This window comes from Streptomyces sp. NPDC019396, assembly GCF_040632375.1.
GTDB lineage: Bacteria > Actinomycetota > Actinomycetes > Streptomycetales > Streptomycetaceae > Streptomyces.
Map to the genome: position 1 here is coordinate 353,597 of NZ_JBEYBS010000002.1, position 17,954 is coordinate 371,550.

Consider the following 17,954-nt stretch of genomic DNA (forward strand, 5'->3'; position numbering starts at 1 on the left):
AAACACGCATGGCACAGCGGCCCGGTTGGGCCGCAGAGGATTCCTGGGGGGTCCCGCGGCGACGCCGCTGAGGGATACAGCCCCAGACCCCCAAAGAAACTTCGGGCCCAACAAGGAGAGCAGGGAACCCAGATGGCGGAGCTCACGATCCGGCCGGAGGAGATCCGGGACGCGCTGGAGAACTTTGTCCAGGCGTACAAGCCGGACGCGGCCTCGCGCGAGGAGGTCGGTTCGGTCAGCCTTGCCGGCGACGGCATCGCGAAGATCGAGGGTCTTCCCTCGACCATGGCCAACGAACTGCTGCGGTTCGAGGACGGCACACTCGGTCTCGCCCTCAACCTCGAGGAGCGCGAGATCGGTGCCATCGTTCTCGGCGAGTTCAGCGGTGTCGAGGAGGGCCAGCCGGTCCAGCGCACCGGCGAGGTGCTGTCCGTCGCCGTCGGCGAGGGCTACCTCGGCCGTGTGGTCGACCCGCTCGGCAACCCGATCGACGGCCTCGGCGAGATCGAGACCTCGGGCCGCCGCGCCCTTGAACTGCAGGCACCCACGGTCATGCAGCGCAAGTCGGTGCACGAGCCCATGGAGACCGGCTACAAGGCCGTCGACGCGATGACCCCGGTCGGCCGTGGTCAGCGTCAGCTGATCATCGGTGACCGTCAGACCGGCAAGACCGCTCTGGCCATCGACACGATCATCAACCAGCGCGACAACTGGCGCTCCGGCGACGTGAACAAGCAGGTCCGCTGCATCTACGTCGCCATCGGCCAGAAGGGCTCCACCATCGCGTCCGTGCGCGGTGCCCTGGAGGAGGCCGGCGCCCTCGAGTACACGACCATCGTCGCCGCCCCGGCGTCCGACCCGGCCGGCTTCAAGTACCTGGCGCCGTACACCGGTTCGGCCATCGGCCAGCACTGGATGTACGAGGGCAAGCACGTCCTCATCATCTTCGACGACCTGTCGAAGCAGGCCGACGCCTACCGCGCCGTTTCGCTGCTGCTGCGCCGCCCGCCGGGCCGTGAGGCCTACCCGGGTGACGTCTTCTACCTGCACTCCCGTCTGCTGGAGCGCTGCGCCAAGCTCTCCGACGACATGGGTGCCGGCTCGATGACGGGTCTGCCGATCGTCGAGACCAAGGCCAACGACGTCTCGGCGTTCATCCCGACCAACGTCATCTCCATCACCGACGGCCAGTGCTTCCTGGAGTCCGACCTGTTCAACGCCGGCCAGCGCCCGGCCCTGAACGTCGGTATCTCGGTTTCCCGCGTCGGTGGCTCCGCCCAGCACAAGGCCATGAAGCAGGTCTCCGGCCGGCTCCGTGTGGACCTCGCCCAGTACCGTGAGCTGGAGGCGTTCGCCGCCTTCGGTTCCGACCTGGACGCCGCGTCCAAGTCCGCCCTGGAGCGCGGTAAGCGCATGGTCGAGCTGCTGAAGCAGGCGCAGTACGCCCCGTACTCCACCGAGGACCAGGTCGTCTCGATCTGGGCCGGCACCACCGGCAAGATGGACGATGTTCCGGTCGAGGACATCCGCCGCTTCGAGCGCGAGCTGCTGGACTACCTGCACCGCGAGCACGGTTCGCTGATGACCAGCATCCGTGAGGGCGGGAAGATGTCCGACGACACTCTCGGGAAGGTCGCGGAAGAGATCGCCACCTTCAAGAATCAGTTCGAGACGTCGGACGGCAAGCTGCTCGGTGAGGAAGCCCCGGCCGCCGTCAACGTCTCGAAGTGACGACGGAAGGGACCTGACTCATGGGAGCCCAGCTCCGGGTCTACAAGCGTCGCATCAAGTCGGTTACCGCGACGAAGAAGATCACCAAGGCAATGGAGATGATCTCCGCCTCGCGCATCGTCAAGGCGCAGCGCAAGGTGGCGGCCTCCACGCCGTACGCGACCGAGCTGACCCGCGCGGTCACGGCGGTGGCGACCGGGTCGAACACCAGGCACCCGCTCACCACGGAGGCCGAGTCCCCGGTTCGTTCCGCGGTCCTGCTCATCACGAGCGACCGCGGTCTGGCCGGCGGCTACTCCTCCAACGCCATCAAGGCGGCTGCCCGGCTCACCGAGCGGCTGCGCGCGGAGGGCAAGGAGGTCGACACGTTCATCGTCGGCCGCAAGGGCGTGGCCTACTACGGGTTCCGTGAGCTGAAGGTCGCGGACTCGTGGACCGGATTCACCGACAACCCGTCGTACGCGAACGCCAAGGCGGTCGCGGCACCCCTGATCGAGGCGATCGAGAAGGACACGGCCGAGGGCGGTGTGGACGAGCTCCACATCGTGTTCACCGAGTTCGTCTCGATGCTGACGCAGACCCCGGTGGACAACCGGCTGCTGCCGCTCAGCCTCGACGGGAGCGGCGAAGCCGAGGCGGAGGGCGCGAAGAGCGAGATCCTCCCGCTGTTCGACTTCGAGCCGTCGGCGGAGGACGTCCTCGACGCCCTTCTCCCGCGCTACGTCGAGAGCCGTATCTACAACGCCCTGCTTCAGGCCGCCGCGTCCGAGCACGCGTCCCGGCGCAAGGCGATGAAGTCGGCCACCGACAACGCCGGTGACCTGATCAACACGTACACCCGACTTGCCAATGCGGCCCGCCAGGCCGACATCACCCAGGAAATCAGCGAGATCGTCGGTGGCGCCAGCGCCCTGGCCGACGCGACCGCGGGGAGTGACTACTAATGACCACCACTGTTGAGCCGACCGCCGTGGCCACTGGCCGCGTCGCCCGGGTCATCGGCCCGGTCGTCGACGTGGAGTTCCCCGTCGACGCGATGCCGGAGATCTACAACGCCCTGAACGTCGACGTGCCGGACCCGGCGAACCCGGGCACCACGAAGACGCTGACGCTCGAGGTCGCCCAGCACCTCGGCGAGGGCGTGGTCCGCACCATCTCGATGCAGCCCACCGACGGTCTGGTCCGCCAGGCCGCGGTGACCGACACGGGCGCGGGCATCACCGTCCCGGTCGGCGACTTCACCAAGGGCAAGGTGTTCAACACCCTCGGTGAGGTGCTGAACGAGCCCGAGGCGAACGGTCAGGAGACCGAGCGCTGGGCGATCCACCGCAAGGCCCCGAAGTTCGAGGACCTCGAGTCGAAGACCGAGATGTTCGAGACCGGCCTGAAGGTGGTCGACCTTCTCACCCCGTACGTCAAGGGTGGAAAGATCGGTCTGTTCGGTGGCGCGGGTGTGGGCAAGACCGTCCTCATCCAGGAAATGATCATGCGTGTGGCCAAGCTGCACGAGGGTGTTTCCGTGTTCGCCGGTGTCGGTGAGCGCACCCGTGAGGGCAACGACCTCATCGCGGAGATGGAGGAGTCCGGCGTTCTCGACAAGACCGCGCTGGTCTTCGGTCAGATGGACGAGCCCCCGGGCACCCGTCTGCGCGTCGCCCTGGCCGGTCTGACCATGGCGGAGTACTTCCGCGATGTGCAGAAGCAGGACGTGCTGTTCTTCATCGACAACATCTTCCGCTTCACCCAGGCCGGTTCCGAGGTGTCCACCCTGCTCGGCCGTATGCCGTCCGCGGTGGGTTACCAGCCGAACCTCGCCGACGAGATGGGCCTCCTCCAGGAGCGCATCACCTCGACCCGCGGTCACTCGATCACCTCGATGCAGGCGATCTACGTCCCCGCCGACGACCTGACCGACCCGGCGCCGGCCACCACCTTCGCCCACCTCGACGCGACGACGGTTCTGTCCCGTCCGATCTCCGAGAAGGGCATCTACCCCGCGGTGGACCCGCTGGACTCCACGTCCCGCATCCTGGACCCGCGCTACATCTCGCAGGACCACTACTCCGCCGCCATGCGGGTCAAGGGCATCCTGCAGAAGTACAAGGACCTCCAGGACATCATCGCGATCCTCGGTATCGACGAGCTCGGCGAAGAGGACAAGCTCGTCGTGCACCGCGCCCGTCGTGTCGAGCGCTTCCTGTCCCAGAACACCCACGCGGCGAAGCAGTTCACCGGCGTGGACGGTTCGGACGTGCCGCTGGACGAGTCGATCGCCGCGTTCAACGCGATCTGCGACGGCGAGTTCGACCACTTCCCGGAGCAGGCGTTCTTCATGTGCGGTGGCCTCGAGGACCTCAAGGCCAACGCGAAGGACCTCGGCGTCTCCTGAGTACGCTGACTCAACTGTGAGCTGACTCTTGAAGGGGGGCGGGTGCCGTCCCGCCCCCCTTCGCACTCGCCCGGGCGTTTCCCGCGCCCGAGCCCTACTAGACTTATGACCCAACACCCGGCTGAACCGCTGGGTGGTGACCCGAGGAGCCACCCTTGGCTGCTGAGCTGCACGTCGAGATGGTCGCCGCCGACCGCAAGGTCTGGTCCGGCGAGGCCACCCTGGTCGTCGCGCGCACCACGTCCGGCGACATCGGCGTCATGCCCGGTCACCAGCCGCTGCTCGGTGTGCTGGAGTCGGGCCCGGTGACCATCCGTACCAGCGAGGGAACGGTCGTCGCCGCTGTGCACGGCGGCTTCATCTCCTTCGCCGACAACAAGCTGTCGCTGCTCGCGGAAATCGCCGAGCTGGCGGACGAGATCGACCAGCAGCGCGCAGAGCGTGCGCTGGAGCGCGCCAAGGCGGACGACGACGCTGCTGCCGAGCGGCGCGCCGAGGTCCGGCTGCGCGCGGTCGCGGTGCACTAGCGCTCCGAGACCATGTACCACCCTCAGCCGCGGCCAGGCTGGACTTCTCCAGACCGGGTCGCGGCTGAGGCGATGCACGTGCAGGTGTAGGGCGCAGGTCTGATACCGAATACCGCTACGGGACGAAACGAGGAGGTCGGTGGAGATGGTCCTCGCTCTGCTCGTCAGCGGTCTGGTGGTCGCCCTGGTGCTGGTCGGGCTGTTTGTCTTCGGTCTGCGCCGCAGGCTGATCCAGCGCTCGGGCGGCACCTTCGACTGCAGCCTGCGCTGGAACGTACCGGAGAAGGACGACCACTCCGGTAAGGGCTGGGTGTACGGGGTCGCCCGCTACAGCGGGGACCGGATCGAGTGGTTCCGGGTGTTCTCGTACGCACCCCGCCCCCGCCGCGTGCTGGAACGCGCCGCGATCGAGGTGCTGGCGCGCCGGCTGCCGGAGGGCGAAGAGGAGCTGGCGCTGCTCTCCGACGCCGTGATCCTGGCCTGTCTGCACCGGGGGACCCGGCTGGAGCTGGCGATGAGCGAGGACGCGCTCACCGGTTTCCTCGCCTGGCTGGAGGCGGCGCCTCCTGGCCAGCGAGTCAACGTTGCGTGAGGTTTCAGGGATGACCGCTGACATCTCGCCGGTCGGGCCGGGGGAGTGCCATGTCTGGTCCGCCGAGGCCCACTGGACGCCCGGACTCCTCGATCTGCTCGACGACGACGAGCGGGAGCGCTGTGCACAGTTCCGCGTGGAAGGGGCGCGTGCGCTCTATCTGACCGCGCATGTGCTCGCCCGCCAGGTGGTCGGCGCGCAGCTGTCGCTCGACCCGCGTGAGGTCGTCGTCGTCCCCGTGTGCAAGCACTGCACCGGTCCTGGAGACCGGCCGCACGGGAAGCCGACCCTGCCGGGGACCTCGCTGGAGCTCTCGCTGTCCCACTCGGGACAGCGGGTCATGGTCGCCCTGACGGCAGCCGGTCCGGTCGGCGTGGACGTCGAGGAGATCGCCGAGGGCCGGGACCTGCCCCTGGACGTGCTCTCCGTACCCGAGCGGGCCGAGCTGGAGCTGCTGGCCCCGGAGGAGCGCCCCGCCGCCTTCATCCGCTACTGGGCGCGCAAAGAGGCCGTGCTCAAGGCCACCGGCGACGGACTGATGGTGGAACCCTCGGCACTGACGGTCACCGGTCCGGGCGCTCCCGCCCGGCTGCTGGAGTGGCGCGAACGCCCCGAGCCGCACCTTCCGGTGCGGCTCGAGGACCTCGACGCCGGTGCGGGTTACCGGGCGGCGGTCGCCGTCGTGGGGGACGACGACCGCGTCGATGTGGTGCACCACCCGCTGGTACGGGTCGGCTGAACCAGGAGCTGTCAGCCGAGGCCGCTGTTGATGGCGCTGACCAGTTCGCCGTTCGTGGTGTCACCGGAGAACTCCCAGAAGAACGCTCCTCCCAGGTTCTGGCCCTTCGCCCAGCTCATCTTGCCGTTGATCGTGGACGGGGTGTCGTAGCTCCACCAGTTCGAGCCGCAGCGGGCGTACGCGGTGCCCGCGATCGTGCCGTTCGCCGGGCAGGAGGCCTTGAGCACCTTGTAGTCCTCGATCCCCTGCTCGTAGGTGCCCGGCGCGGGCCCGGTCGCCGTGCCACCGGGTGCGGACTGGGTGACGCCCGTCCAGCCGCGCCCGTAGAAGCCGATGCCGAGCAGCAGCTTCCCGCCCGGGACGCCCTGGGCCTTCAGCTTCGCGATGGCGTCGGCCGAGTTGAACCCGGCCTGCGGGATCCCGGGGTACGAGGTGAGCGGTGAGTGCGGTGCGGTGGGCCCGTCCGCGTCGAAGGCGCCGAAGAAGTCGTACGTCATCACGTTGTACCAGTCGGAGTAGGCCGAGGCACCCGCGTAGTCGGTCTTGTCGATCTTGCCTCCGCTGCTCGCGTCAGCCGTGATGGCAGCCGTGACCAGGTTGTTCGTACCGAACTTGGTCCGCATGGCCTGCATCATCGTCTTGAACGCGGCCGGTCCGCTGCTGTCGCAGGACAGACCGCAGGCGTTCGGGTACTCCCAGTCGAGGTCGATGCCGTCGAAGACATCGGCCCAGCGCGGGTCCTCGACGAGCTGGTAGCAGGACTCGGCGAACGCGGCCGGGTTCTGGACCGCCTGCGGGAAGCCACCGGACCAGGTCCAGCCGCCGAAGGACCAGAGCACCTTGATGTGGGGGTACGCCTTCTTCAGCTTGCGGAGCTGGTTGAAGTTGCCGCGCAGCGGCTGGTCCCAGGTGTCGGCGACGCCGTCGACCGACTGGTCGGCGCCGTAGGCCTTGTCGTAGTCCGCGTAGGAGTCGCCGATGGTGCAGCGGCCGTTCTGGACGTTACCGAAGGCGTAGTTGATATGGGTGATCTTCGCCGCGGTGCCGGAGGTCACGAGGTTCTTGACATGGTAATTGCGCTGGTAGACGCCCCAGTTGGTGAAGTAGCCGAGCTTCACCTTGCCACCGGGCCCTGGGCCGGGTCCCGGATCCGTGCCGCCGCCCGTGGTGCGCACGGCGCGGGAGCCGCTGACCGGGCCCGTCTGGTCGGCTGTGTCACGGGCCTGGACGGTGTACGAGTAGTCCGTTCCGGCCGTGAGCCCGGTGTTGGTGTACGTGAGCCCGGTGACTGTGGCGATCTTCGTACTGCCGCGGAACAGGTCGTAGTTCTTGACGCCCTTGTCGTCGGTGGCCGCGGTCCAGCTCAGTGTCACGGAGGTGTCGGTGACGGCGGTCGCCGACGGGGTGCCGGGCGCGGACGGCGGGCTGTCACCGGGGACGCCGCCGCCGTCGCAGGAGCCGCCGTTGACACGGCAGTTGGACGGGGCGCCCGGCCCGGCGCCGTTGAAGCCGAAGGAGACGGACGCGCCGGGGGCGAGGCTGCCGTTCCAGCTCTTGTTCCTGGCCGTCCAGTGGGTGCCTGAGCTGGTGACATCGGCGTCCCAGGCGGTGGTCACGGAGGTGCCGGAGGGGAAGTCCCACTCGACCGCCCATGAGGTGATCGCGGTGGTGCCGGTGTTCTTCACGGTCCACTTGCCCTCGAAGCCGCTGCCCCAGTCCTGGGTCTTGGCGTAGGTGGCGGTGGTGGAGGCGGCCGCCTCGGCGGGGGTCGCGAGCCCGACCAGCGCGGCGAACGGGAGCAGCAGGGCGGTGATTCCCGCCGTGGCCCTCGATCGACACCGTGCTCGGAGGCTGCTTCTGCCGGGGGTGCCGCGCGTTCTGCGCGTTCTGCGGGGGGAACTCGTGCTCAAGGGATGCTCCTCGAGTGTGCGGACGGACCGGGGGAGGTGGTGCTCGTGTCCGTGCGGGCACACCGCGAGGCTCACGCGATGTGCGCTGTGCGGTGAGAGTAGGAAGGTCTGGACCAATCGTCAATAGGTCCAGACCATAGTCGCGGAGTGGTTCCGTCCGCCCGGACAGGGCTCGGGCGGGCTCAGCTGGTCAGATCCCCAACTCCTGGGCCAGAACGGCGGCTTGGACCCTGCTGCGCAGCTCGAGCTTCCCCAGCAGACGGCTCACATGGGTCTTCGCGGTGGCCTCCGCCATATCGAGCCGCCGGGCGATCTCGGCGTTCGACAGCCCCTGTCCGATGCAGGACAGCACCTCGCGCTCGCGCCGGGTCAGGGCGTCGAGCACCGAGGGATCGGGCGCGTCGGGCGACCGTACGGGAGTGGGGGCGCCGAACTCGGCGATCAGCCGCCGGGTGACCGCGGGGGCGATCAGCCCCTCGCCGCGCGCCACCGTCCGTACCGCCGCCAGCAGTTCACCGGCCTCGGCGTTCTTCAGGAGGAAACCCGCGGCCCCGGCCCGCAGTGCCCCGAAGACATACTCGTCGAGGTCGAACGTGGTCAGTACCAGCACGTCCGCGAGGCGCTCCGATACCACCTGGCGGGTCGCCGACACCCCGTCGAGCCGGGGCATCTGCACATCCATCAGCACCACGTCCGGACGCAGTTCCCGGGCCAGACGTACCGCCTCCTCCCCGTCCGGGGCCTCCGCGACCACCTCGATATCGGCGGCGCTGCCGAGGATCAGGACCAGCCCGGCCCGTACGGCGCTCTGGTCCTCAGCGACGATGACACGGATCACGGTGCTCACGCCGACGGCTCCTTGTCCTTCTCCATGGGCAGCAGCGCCCTCACCCGCCAGACCTTCGTTTCGCCGTCGGCCGGGCCTTCGACCGGCCCCGCCTCGAATTCCCCGCCCAGCAGCGCCACCCGCTCGCGCATCCCCACCAGACCCGCCCCCGAACCAGGCGCCCGCGGCCCCGGACGCTGCCCGAAGGGGCTGTCCACCCTCACCGTCAGTGCATCCCCCGGCGCCCCCGCGAGATACACCGTGACCTGGCCGGCGCCGGCGTGCTTCAGCGCGTTGGTCAGCGACTCCTGAACGATCCGGTAGGCCGCCAGTCCCACCGGAGCGGGCAGCGCTCCCTCACCGTCACGCTCGTCGTACAGCGAGAACCGCAGCCCGCTCGCCTCGCCGTTCGTCCTCGCCTGGGCGATCAGCGCGTCCACGGCGTCCAGCGTGGGAGCGGCGACCGGTTCCCCTTCGCCGCCGCTGTCGCGCAGCAGGCCGATGAGCCGGCGCATCTCCGAGAGCCCGGCCACGCTGTTCTCGCGGATCACCGTGAGGGCCTGCCTCGTGGTCTCCGGCCTGTCCAGTGACAGCGCGGCGGTCGAGTGGATGGCGATCGCCGAGAGGTGGTTGGCCACCAGGTCGTGCAGCTCGCGTGCCATACGGGCACGCTCGGCGGTCACCGCCTGTGTGCGGTCCATCTCGGCCAGCAGTGCGGTCTGCTCGGCACGCAGCCGGGCTGCCTCAGCCGCCTCGCGGTGGTTGCGGACCAGGACGCCGGTGGTCGCAGGGCCGAACGACACCAGCCCGATGACCAGCCCCACCAGCAGGGCGTGCGGCTCCCGGTACCAGGCCAGCAGCCCGATGGTCGCGGCGATGGTCACCAGCGCCGTCGAGTAGGGCAGCCGCCTTGCCGCCTCGGGCGTGCCGTAGACGACGGCCGCGTACACGAGATCGGTGAACATCAGCAGGGTCACGAGATTGCCGGGCGTGAGCAGTTCCAGCACCAGCGCCAGCGTGCCCACCGTGAGAGCCGTCTGCGGCCTGGTCCGGCGCAGCAGCTCCATACCGGCCATGACCACGAGCGGGACCAGAGAGATCCAGGAATCGGTCAGGGGCCGGACGCCGGTGGAGTTGTCCAGCCCGAGTGACCACAGCAGCAGCCCGCCCGCGAGGCCGCTGACCGCGATGAGGACGTCTTCGCGGTGGGGCCGGGGCAATGCGGGCAGGGACATGGACCCATCTCAGCACGTAGAGCCTGGGGCGCGCACAGGCTGTGCCTGCGACGCCGGAATCATGCCCCCAGCCTAGGAAGCGGGTACGGGCGGGGCCTCGGTCCGGCGGACGAAGCACGGGCCCGCCCCGGTACATCGAAGGGTGCAGCCGGGATTCCTCCGGCACGCCGACGAGACGGGCGGCCCCGGACCCGACGATGGAACGGAGTCGAGGAGAGGAAGCACTGCCGTGGTCGTCACGTTGATCGTGATCTGTGAGGTCGGATTCTGGGTGCTGCTGGCAGCGGGACTGGCAGCGCGTTATCTGCTGAAGCTGCCGAGGACCGGTATCGCGATCCTGATGTGCGAGCCGGTGCTCGAGCTCGTGCTCTTCGTCGTCGCCGCGCTGGACCTCAGGAACGGCGCCGACCCGAGCCTCAAGCACGGGATCGCCGCGCTCTACATCGGCTACACCGTGGGCCACGGCCACCGCACCATCAAGTGGCTCGACGGACACGCCGCGCACCGTCTCGCCGGCGGCCCGCCGCCCGTGAAGCCGCCCCGTCACGGAATGGCGCGGGCCAGGTACGAGGGCAGGGTGTGGCTGGGAACCCTGATCGGTGCCGCCGTCGCCACCGCGTTGCTGCTGCTCGCCATCTGGTACGTCGGCGCCCCGGCCAGGACCACGTCGCTGCAGCAGTGCATGTACGGTGCGTGGCGGGCGGCGGGCATCCACGGGCTGATCGCGCTGAGCTACGCGTTCTGGCCGAAGAAGGCCCCGGACAGCGGGCGTTCCCGGGGCGAGGCGGTGCGGGACGCCTCGTAGGGACCCGGATGTGTACGAGCGGCAGCCCCGGACCGCACAGCCGTGATGCCGGCTGTGCGCTCCGGGGCCACTTCTGTTTCCGGTCCTTCCGGCCCTTCCGCTCGGTCAGCGTGCTTCAGCGCCGAAACCATCCGAACCAGCGCGAACGCGCTTTCGGCTGGGGCTGCGGTGCGGGCAGGGGCGGCGGCGGCGGAGGAACGGCCGCGGGGAGGGCGGGTCCGATGACCGAGGCGGGTGCCGCGGTCTGACGGGTCTGCTTCAGCGGGGTGAACCGGACGGGCAGGCTGGTCAGGCCCCGGGTCATCCAGCTGCCGACCACGGTGAGCTGGTCCTCGGACACGGCGAGCTCGAGGTCGGGGAGGCGGGTCAGCAGCCGGTCGATCCCGGTGTCCGCGATGGCACGGCCGATGTCCATGCCGGGGCACTGGTGCGGTCCCGCGCCGAAGGCCAGATGGGAGCGGTTGCCGTGCACGGACATGTTCAGGTCGGGACGGATCTCGGGGTCGACGTTGCCCGCGGCGATGCCGAGCATCACCATGTCGCCTGCCCGGATCTGCTTTCCGGCCAGGGTGGTGTCGCGCACCGCCCAGCGGGTCGGCACCACGGCCAGCGGCGGGTCGTCCCACAGGACCTGGTCCAGCGCGTCGGGCAGGGTCATGGTCCCGCCGGAGAGGTTGCCACGGAACCTGCGGTCGGTGAGTACCTTGCGCAGCGTGCCCGCGACCAGGTTGACCGTACTCATCGCCGCCACCAGGGCCTGGCGCAGATGCTCGGCCACCTCCTGCGGGCTGAGCCCGGAGGGATGCTTGAGCAGCCAGCTCGCGAAATCCTCCGCGGGATGCCCAATCTTGCGCGCGACCAGCTCCCGCATGGCTTCCTCGACGACCAGATTGCTCTCGAACGCCGTCGTGCTGCCGCTGATCATGTCGCGGACGGCGGTGCCGAGCCGCAGCGCCTCCTGCTCGGGTATCCCGAAGCGCTGGCACACGACCATCGCCGGGAGTATCTGGGCGAAGTCGCTCATCAGATCCGCCTGGCCCCGGTGACCGAACGAGTCGATCAACTGGTCGGCGTAGCGCGTGATGTAACGGCGTGTGCCATGAGCACTGATCTTTTCCAGGCTCTCGGTGACAGCGCTGCGCAGGCGCGCGTGCTCCGGACCGTCGGTGAAGGCCACCAGGGGCTGCCACGCGGTCAGCGGCAGCAGCGGGGAGTCCTCCGCCAACCGCCCCTCGGCGCTTACCCGCCAGTACCGGGAGTCCGACGAGAACCGCTGCGGCGACCCCATGACCTCCAGATTCTCCCAGTGCCCCAGTACCAGCCAGGCGGGCACGTCGCCGGGGAGCAGCACGGGGGCCACGGGCCCGTATTCCGAGCGGAGTTGCCGGTACAGCGCGTACGGCTCCTCCACCTCGGGCCCGTACAGCCTGCGCAGCCCGTCCCACCCGCTGGCGTGGGCCGGGCATCCGGGTGGGGGGCTGGTGGTAGTGCCGTCGTGGTGTGGGGTGGTCACGGGGCCTCCGAAAGCAGCGGCGGGTACCGAAGTGGACGGTCGTCTATCGTCTTCAGGGGACTGTCGCCTTCGCACACAGTGACGAGTCGGCAGCGACCCGCAGCATACTTCCCGCTGCTCGCCGACCCTCGCGGGGCCGGTGCCCGCGGCAACTGGTCTACGCTCGCGCGCACTTGGGTAGAGACGATTCCTGTCTGACCGGGTGGCGCGTGCCACCGCGGTGCCCACCACCCCCACGTACCGCCCGGGTACACCCTGTAGAGAGGACCCCCCGTGTCAGTTGGGCTGCGATCGGCAGAGTCAGCGGTGTCATCGGCGTCGTCAGTTCCCCGTGTTCCCGGGGCGGTTCCCCTGCTCGGGCACGCCCTGAAGCTGTGGCGCGACCCCTTCGGCTTTCTGATGTCGCTGCGCTCGCACGGGGAACTGGTGAGGGTGGACCTCGGCACGATGCCGATGTACGTGGTCACTTCGGCCGAGCTGGCCCACGAGGTGATGGTGGGCAAGGCGCGCAGCTTCGAGAAGGGGCGCTTCTTCGACCGGTTGAGGCCGCTCGCGGGCAACGGCCTGGCCAACTCCGACGGGGAGGTGCACCGCAAGCACCGCAGGCTGATGCAGCCGATGTTCTCGCAGGAGCGCATCACCGGGTACTCCGAGATCATGACCCGGCACGCGCAGGCCATGGCCGACTCCTGGACCCCCGGTCAGGAGATCGAAGTGGAGCACGAGATGGCCGAGTTCACCGTGGGGACCCTGGCCTCCACGCTGTTCTCCACGGACATCGGTCTGCCCGCCGTCGAGGCCGTACGGCGCGACCTGCCCGTCCTGTTGAAGAACCTGCTGATACGGGCGGCGTCACCGGCGTTCCTCGACCGGTTCCCGATCCGGGCGAACCGTGACTTCGACACGGCGGCGGCCAACCTCCGCGGTGTCATCGACGATGTGGTCGCCACCGCACGCCGCACCGGCCACAGCGAAGGGGACCTCCTGTCGCTGCTGCTCGCCGCCCAGGACGCGGAGAGCAGCGAGGGCATGACGGACACGGAGGTCCGCGACGAGCTCAGCACGATCCTGTTCGCCGGAGCCGAGACCACCACGGCCATGCTGTCCTGGACCTTCCACGAGCTCGCGGCCAGTCCCGAAGCGGAGCGGCGACTCGCGGCGGAGGTGCGGGAGGTCGTCGGGGACCGGCCCGTCACAATCGCGGACGTGCCGCGGCTCAGCGGCGTACGGCGTGTGCTGGAAGAGGCGTTCCGGCTGCACGGCGTCACCCTGCTGATGCGCCGTGCCACCGAGCCCGTCGAGCTGGGCGGGGTCACGTTCCCGGCGGGCACCGAGGTCGCTTTCAGCCTCTACGCCCTCAACCGCGACCCGGAGCTGTTCGCGGACCCCGACCGCTTCGACCCCGACCGGTGGCTGCCCGAGCGGCAGCGGGAGTCGGAGGTGGGCCGCAAGACGTACTTCCCGTTCGGTGCCGGAAACCGCAAGTGCATCGGCGACGCCTTCGTATGGGCGGAGGCGGTCATCGCCGTCGCGACCGTCATCGCCAAGTGGCAGCTGGTGCCCGTGCCCGGCCACAGCCCCAAGCAGGTGCCCTCGGCGGTCCCGAAGGCCGACCGCATCCCCATGACCGTGCGGCCCCGCGACTGACACGACCGGCACGCCGGTGGGGGCGGCCCTGGCCGCCCCCACCGGCGTGCCGGGTCAGCGCTCGCCGCCCGGGACCCAGAGGATGTCGCCGATCTCCTTGTTCGCCGTCCGGGCGAGGATGAACAGGAGGTCCGAGAGCCTGTTGAGATACGTCGCCGTCAGTACGTTCATCGTCTCGCCGTGCGCCTCCAGTGCGGCCCAGGTCGAGCGCTCGGCCCGCCGCACCACCGTGCACGCCTGGTGCAGCAGCGCCGCGCCGGGTGTGCCGCCCGGCAGGATGAACGAGCGGAGCTTCTCCAGGTCCGCGAGGAAGCGGTCGCAGTCCGCCTCCAGCTTGTCGACATAGGACTGCTCCACGCGCAGCGGCGGGTACTCGGGGTTCTCGACGACCGGCGTCGACAGGTCCGCGCCGACGTCGAAGAGGTCGTTCTGGACCCGGACGAGGACCTTGACGACCTCCTCCGGAAGCTGCCCGAGCGCGATCGCCGTGCCGATGACCGCGTTGGCCTCGTTGGCGTCGGCGTACGCCGAGATCCGCAGATCGGTCTTGGCGGTACGGCTCATGTCGCCGAGCGCCGTCGTGCCCTTGTCACCGGTGCGGGTGTAGATGCGCGTCAGATTGACCATGGGGCCAGCCTAGGCCGTGTTCGCCAGAACCCGCCTGGCTCGCGAACCGTACGGCGCCTGCTCACCCGCCCGCTCTGCGGAACACCGCGGTCCCGGCCGTCAGCGCGAGGGCCGCGAAGCCGGCCGCGACGAGTGACCCGTACAGCATCGACGCGGACGTGTACGCGCCCACATACGCGTCCCGCATCGCGTCCACGAGATAGCGCAGCGGCATCACGTGGGACAGGGCGTCGAGCCAGCCCGGCGCGAGCGCCATCGGCAGCATCAGCCCCGACAGCAGCATGGACGGCATGGCGATGGCGTTGATCACCGGTCCGAACTCCTGGGGCGTGGACAGCTTCATCGCCAGCGCGTACGAGAGGGACGCGAGCGACACGGTCAGCAGCGCCACGAAGCCGAAGCCGATGAGCACGCCACCGAGCGGCGCGCGCAAGCCCAGGGCCACCGCCACCAGGACCAGCAGCACCGCCTGGAAGACGAAGACCGCGGTGTCCCGCAGGGCCCGGCCGAGCAGGAGAGCCAGCCGGCTCACAGGGGTCACGCGCATGCGCTCCACCACCCCCGACTGCTTCTCGATGATCACCGCGAATCCGGCGAACGAGGCTCCGAAGAGGCTGAGTTGCAGCAGGAGTCCGGGGACCAGCACCTGCCAGGAGTCACCCGGGGAGCCGAGTGGCAGACCGGTCAGCAGCGGGCCGAAGAACAGGAGGTAGAGCAGGGGCATCAGCATGCTGAACAGCATCTGGAAGCGGGAGCGAAGGGTCTGGCGGGCATAGCGCCCGAAGACCAGCAGGGTGTCATGGACGAGCATGGTGACTCCGTGAAGGGTGTTCCGTGCGGGGCGTGCGGCGGGAGGCGCGCCGTGCCGTGGGGCCGTGCGCGGTGAGGTTCGAGGCGGCGGCTATACGGCGACGGGCGTGATGTCGGCGGGGGCGGCACCGCGCCCGGTGATGGCGAGGAAGGTGTCCTGGAGCGAGGTGTGCGCCGAGCCCGTGTGGCGTTCCTTGAGCGCAGCCGGTGTGCCCTCCGCGGCCACGACGCCCCGGTCGACGATCACCAGCCGGTCCGAGAGCTCGTCCGCCTCGTCCAGGTAGTGCGTGGTGAGGAAGACCGTGGTGCCGTGGTCGTCCCGCAGCCGCCGGACCAGCCGCCACAGGGCGGCCCTGGCGCCCGGATCGAGTCCGGTGGTCGGTTCGTCGAGGAAGAGCACATCGGGCCGGTGGGTCAGTGCCATGGCGATGTCGAGCCGTCGCCGCTGACCACCGGACAGTGCCCCGCAGGGCCGGTCCAGCAGTGCGGTCAGCTCCAGCTCGTGCGCGAGCTCCCCGACGCGGGCGGCGGCCCGTGCCTTCGGCAGTCGGTAAAGCCGCGCCTGGGTGATCAGTTCCTCGTGCACGCGGATCCGCGGATCGGTCCCCGAGGACTGGGCGACGTAGCCGATCCTGCGCCGCACCCCGGCCGGGTCGCGGGCGAGGTCGCAGCCGGCGACGGTGGCGGCCCCGCCGGTCGGCGGGAGCAGCGTGGTGAGCATCCGGAGGGTGGTCGTCTTGCCCGCGCCGTTGGGACCGAGGAAGCCGAGTATCTCGCCGGGCCGTACACACAGGTCGATCCCGCGAACCGCCTCCACCGGGCCGTTCGAGGTCTGGAAGGTCCGGGCGAGCCCGGCCGTACTGATGATTGCCATGACCTCAGAAAAACAGAATCTCTGAAACTTTGCAACGACCCCAAGTTTTAAGCGGGCGCAGCGAAGTTACGATGGGCGCATGGCAGAAGGGCTCAGGGAGCGCAAGAAGCGGCAGACCAGGCAGCACATCTCGGACATGGCCACCGGGCTCTTCCTGGAGCGCGGATTCGACACCGTGACCATCGCGGAGATCGCAGAGGCCGCCGATGTGTCCGTCAACACCGTCTACAACTACTTCCCCGCCAAGGAAGACCTCTTCTTCGACCGCGGCGCGGGCGTCGTTGACCGCCTCTCGCGGTATGTGCGCGGCCGTCCCAAGGGGGAGTCGGCCTGCGCCGCGGTGCTGCGCGAACTGCGCGAGGTGGTCGAGGCCGTGTCGCCGACCGTCGGGCTCTTCGAGGGGTACACCGCGTTCATGCGGGTGATCAACGACGCCCCCGCCCTGCGCTCCCGGCTCTGGCGGATCCAGCAGGAGGAGCTGGAGAAGCTGACGGAGACCCTCCGGGAGGACACCGGCGCCACCTCCGGCGACCAGCTGCCCGGCCTGGTCGCCGGTCAGCTCGCGTGGATCCACAGCACGTTGATGGGATGGATCGGACGCGAGATGTGCGCCGGGCGGGACGCCGTCACCGTCTCGCGCGAAGCCCTCGGCCTCCTCGACGACATGGAGGAACTGCTGGGGCGGAAGGTGCTGGAGTACGCGGTGCGCCCGTTGGAGTGACCCCGTCCGATGTGATGTCCGTCATCTGAGACGTGACGCGCATCTCTTCGCGGCCACATGGCCCCTCACGAGCGCTAACCTCCGGCCGAGAGCCGAAAAATACACGTGTGTTAAGGGGTGTGGCAGTGGCCAGGAAGCTCGCCGTCATCGGGGCCGGACTCATGGGGTCCGGGATCGCGCAGGTATCCGCCCAGGCGGGCTGGGAGGTCGTGCTGCGCGATGTCACCGACGAGGCGCTGACCCGTGGCACCGATGGCATCAAGGCGTCGTTCGACCGTTTTGTCGCCAAGGGCAAGCTTGAAGCGGCGGACGCCGAAGCGGCGCTTGCGCGCATCACCACGACCACCGAGCTGGACGCGGTCTCCGACGTGGACATCGTCGTCGAGGCGGTCTTCGAGAAGCTCGAGGTCAAGCACGAGATCTTCCGGGCACTGGACAAGCTCGTACGGGACGACGCCGTGCTCGCCTCGAACACCTCCGCGATTCCGATCACGAAGATCGCCGCTGTGACGGAGCGTCCGGAGCGTGTCGTCGGTGCGCACTTCTTCTCACCGGTGCCGATGATGCAGCTCTGTGAGCTCGTGCGCGGCTACAAGACCAGTGACGAAACCCTCGCCACCGCTCGTGAGTTCGCCGAGTCCGTGGGCAAGACCTGCATCGTCGTGAACCGGGACGTCGCCGGTTTTGTCACCACCCGACTGATTTCGGCACTCGTGGTCGAGGCCGCGAAGCTGCAGGAGTCGGGCGTGGCGACCGCCGAGGACATCGACATCGCCTGCAAGCTCGGCTTCGGTCACGCCATGGGCCCGCTGGCCACCGCCGACCTGACGGGCATCGACATCCTGATGCACGCGACCAGCAACATCTACACCGAGTGCCAGGACGAGAAGTTCGCGCCGCCGGAGCAGATGCGCCGGATGGTGGACGCGGGTGACATCGGTCGCAAGAGCGGGCAAGGCTTCTACACGTACTGATCGGGCGACCGACCGCGCGGTCCTGTGCGCCTTC

At 69.3% G+C, this 17,954-nt stretch carries 17 protein-coding genes; 10 read left to right on the forward strand and 7 right to left on the reverse strand.

All coding sequences use genetic code 11. The annotated features are described in order from the left end of the window. Window positions 1-132: 132 nt before the first annotated feature. From atpA to ABZ532_RS03665, 6 genes are all read left to right on the forward strand, one after another. Complete coding sequence (atpA, locus tag ABZ532_RS03640) at window positions 133-1,731, forward strand: F0F1 ATP synthase subunit alpha (RefSeq protein WP_361279273.1); 1,599 nt, start codon at window positions 133-135, stop codon at window positions 1,729-1,731. Between the two features lie 20 nt (window positions 1,732-1,751). Further along, the gene (locus ABZ532_RS03645) at window positions 1,752-2,675 is read left to right on the forward strand and encodes a F0F1 ATP synthase subunit gamma (RefSeq protein ID WP_361279275.1); all 924 of its coding nucleotides are present in this window, start codon (window positions 1,752-1,754) and stop codon (window positions 2,673-2,675) included. Continuing rightward, entirely contained in the window at window positions 2,675-4,120 is a 1,446-nt protein-coding gene (atpD, locus tag ABZ532_RS03650) for a F0F1 ATP synthase subunit beta (RefSeq protein WP_361279277.1), read from the forward strand. The genes ABZ532_RS03645 and atpD overlap by 1 nt, the downstream gene beginning before the upstream one ends. A 155-nt stretch (window positions 4,121-4,275) precedes the next feature. Beyond that, a complete protein-coding gene (locus ABZ532_RS03655; protein ID WP_361279280.1) occupies window positions 4,276-4,647 on the forward strand; it encodes a F0F1 ATP synthase subunit epsilon in 372 nt (123 codons plus the stop codon). A 145-nt stretch (window positions 4,648-4,792) separates the two neighbouring features. Beyond that, on the forward strand, window positions 4,793-5,239 hold the full coding sequence (locus tag ABZ532_RS03660) for a DUF2550 domain-containing protein (protein ID WP_361279282.1): 447 nt from the start codon (window positions 4,793-4,795) through the stop codon (window positions 5,237-5,239). Window positions 5,240-5,249: 10 nt separating this feature from the next. Continuing rightward, the gene (locus ABZ532_RS03665) at window positions 5,250-5,978 is read left to right on the forward strand and encodes a 4'-phosphopantetheinyl transferase superfamily protein (protein ID WP_361279284.1); all 729 of its coding nucleotides are present in this window, start codon (window positions 5,250-5,252) and stop codon (window positions 5,976-5,978) included. A gap of 11 nt (window positions 5,979-5,989) precedes the next feature. Here the strand turns inward: ABZ532_RS03665 and ABZ532_RS03670 are convergent, their stop codons facing one another. From ABZ532_RS03670 to ABZ532_RS03680, 3 genes are all read right to left on the reverse strand, one after another. Then, window positions 5,990-7,792 (reverse strand): glycoside hydrolase family 18 chitinase, encoded by a 1,803-nt coding sequence (locus tag ABZ532_RS03670; RefSeq protein ID WP_361279446.1) that lies wholly within the window; start codon window positions 7,790-7,792, stop codon window positions 5,990-5,992. 286 nt (window positions 7,793-8,078) lie between these two features. Beyond that, a complete protein-coding gene (locus tag ABZ532_RS03675) occupies window positions 8,079-8,735 on the reverse strand; it encodes a response regulator transcription factor (protein ID WP_361279286.1) in 657 nt (218 codons plus the stop codon). After that, the gene (locus ABZ532_RS03680) at window positions 8,732-9,949 is read right to left on the reverse strand and encodes a histidine kinase (RefSeq protein ID WP_361279288.1); all 1,218 of its coding nucleotides are present in this window, start codon (window positions 9,947-9,949) and stop codon (window positions 8,732-8,734) included. Before ABZ532_RS03680 ends, ABZ532_RS03675 begins: the two co-directional genes overlap by 4 nt. Window positions 9,950-10,178: 229 nt before the next feature. Here ABZ532_RS03680 and ABZ532_RS03685 point away from each other — a divergent pair, with 229 nt between their 5' ends. Then, window positions 10,179-10,754: a hypothetical protein gene (locus ABZ532_RS03685; RefSeq protein WP_361279290.1), complete on the forward strand. Its 576-nt coding sequence runs from the start codon at window positions 10,179-10,181 to the stop codon at window positions 10,752-10,754. 115 nt (window positions 10,755-10,869) lie between these two features. On the opposite strand, the gene ABZ532_RS03690 is transcribed toward ABZ532_RS03685, so the two are convergent. Then, entirely contained in the window at window positions 10,870-12,267 is a 1,398-nt protein-coding gene (locus tag ABZ532_RS03690; protein WP_361279293.1) for a cytochrome P450, read from the reverse strand. Window positions 12,268-12,573: 306 nt separating this feature from the next. Between ABZ532_RS03690 and ABZ532_RS03695 the strand changes: the two genes are divergently transcribed. After that, window positions 12,574-13,914 (forward strand): cytochrome P450, encoded by a 1,341-nt coding sequence (locus ABZ532_RS03695; protein ID WP_361279295.1) that lies wholly within the window; start codon window positions 12,574-12,576, stop codon window positions 13,912-13,914. Between the two features lie 54 nt (window positions 13,915-13,968). On the opposite strand, the gene ABZ532_RS03700 is transcribed toward ABZ532_RS03695, so the two are convergent. The 3 genes from ABZ532_RS03700 to ABZ532_RS03710 form a co-directional block, all read right to left on the reverse strand. Beyond that, window positions 13,969-14,541 (reverse strand): cob(I)yrinic acid a,c-diamide adenosyltransferase, encoded by a 573-nt coding sequence (locus ABZ532_RS03700; RefSeq protein ID WP_361279297.1) that lies wholly within the window; start codon window positions 14,539-14,541, stop codon window positions 13,969-13,971. A 61-nt stretch (window positions 14,542-14,602) separates the two neighbouring features. After that, complete coding sequence (locus ABZ532_RS03705; protein ID WP_361279299.1) at window positions 14,603-15,352, reverse strand: ABC transporter permease; 750 nt, start codon at window positions 15,350-15,352, stop codon at window positions 14,603-14,605. 90 nt (window positions 15,353-15,442) lie between these two features. After that, window positions 15,443-16,225, reverse strand: a complete 783-nt coding sequence (locus ABZ532_RS03710; protein ID WP_361279301.1) for an ATP-binding cassette domain-containing protein — start codon at window positions 16,223-16,225, stop codon at window positions 15,443-15,445. A gap of 79 nt (window positions 16,226-16,304) precedes the next feature. On the opposite strand from ABZ532_RS03710, the gene ABZ532_RS03715 reads away from it, so the two are divergent. Further along, complete coding sequence (locus tag ABZ532_RS03715; protein ID WP_361279303.1) at window positions 16,305-16,946, forward strand: TetR/AcrR family transcriptional regulator; 642 nt, start codon at window positions 16,305-16,307, stop codon at window positions 16,944-16,946. Window positions 16,947-17,071: 125 nt separating this feature from the next. Next, complete coding sequence (locus ABZ532_RS03720; protein ID WP_361279305.1) at window positions 17,072-17,920, forward strand: 3-hydroxyacyl-CoA dehydrogenase family protein; 849 nt, start codon at window positions 17,072-17,074, stop codon at window positions 17,918-17,920. Window positions 17,921-17,954 lie beyond the last annotated feature (34 nt).

Coding starts and splice junctions, on each gene's coding strand:
- atpA (WP_361279273.1), top strand. CDS start 133: ATGGCGGAGCTCACGATCCGGCCGGAGGAGATCCGGGACGCGCTGGAG.
- ABZ532_RS03645 (WP_361279275.1), top strand. CDS start 1,752: ATGGGAGCCCAGCTCCGGGTCTACAAGCGTCGCATCAAGTCGGTTACC.
- atpD (WP_361279277.1), top strand. CDS start 2,675: ATGACCACCACTGTTGAGCCGACCGCCGTGGCCACTGGCCGCGTCGCC.
- ABZ532_RS03660 (WP_361279282.1), top strand. CDS start 4,793: ATGGTCCTCGCTCTGCTCGTCAGCGGTCTGGTGGTCGCCCTGGTGCTG.
- ABZ532_RS03665 (WP_361279284.1), top strand. CDS start 5,250: ATGACCGCTGACATCTCGCCGGTCGGGCCGGGGGAGTGCCATGTCTGG.
- ABZ532_RS03680 (WP_361279288.1), bottom strand. CDS start 9,949: ATGTCCCTGCCCGCATTGCCCCGGCCCCACCGCGAAGACGTCCTCATC.
- ABZ532_RS03700 (WP_361279297.1), bottom strand. CDS start 14,541: ATGGTCAATCTGACGCGCATCTACACCCGCACCGGTGACAAGGGCACG.
- ABZ532_RS03705 (WP_361279299.1), bottom strand. CDS start 15,352: ATGCTCGTCCATGACACCCTGCTGGTCTTCGGGCGCTATGCCCGCCAG.
- ABZ532_RS03710 (WP_361279301.1), bottom strand. CDS start 16,225: ATGGCAATCATCAGTACGGCCGGGCTCGCCCGGACCTTCCAGACCTCG.
- ABZ532_RS03715 (WP_361279303.1), top strand. CDS start 16,305: ATGGCAGAAGGGCTCAGGGAGCGCAAGAAGCGGCAGACCAGGCAGCAC.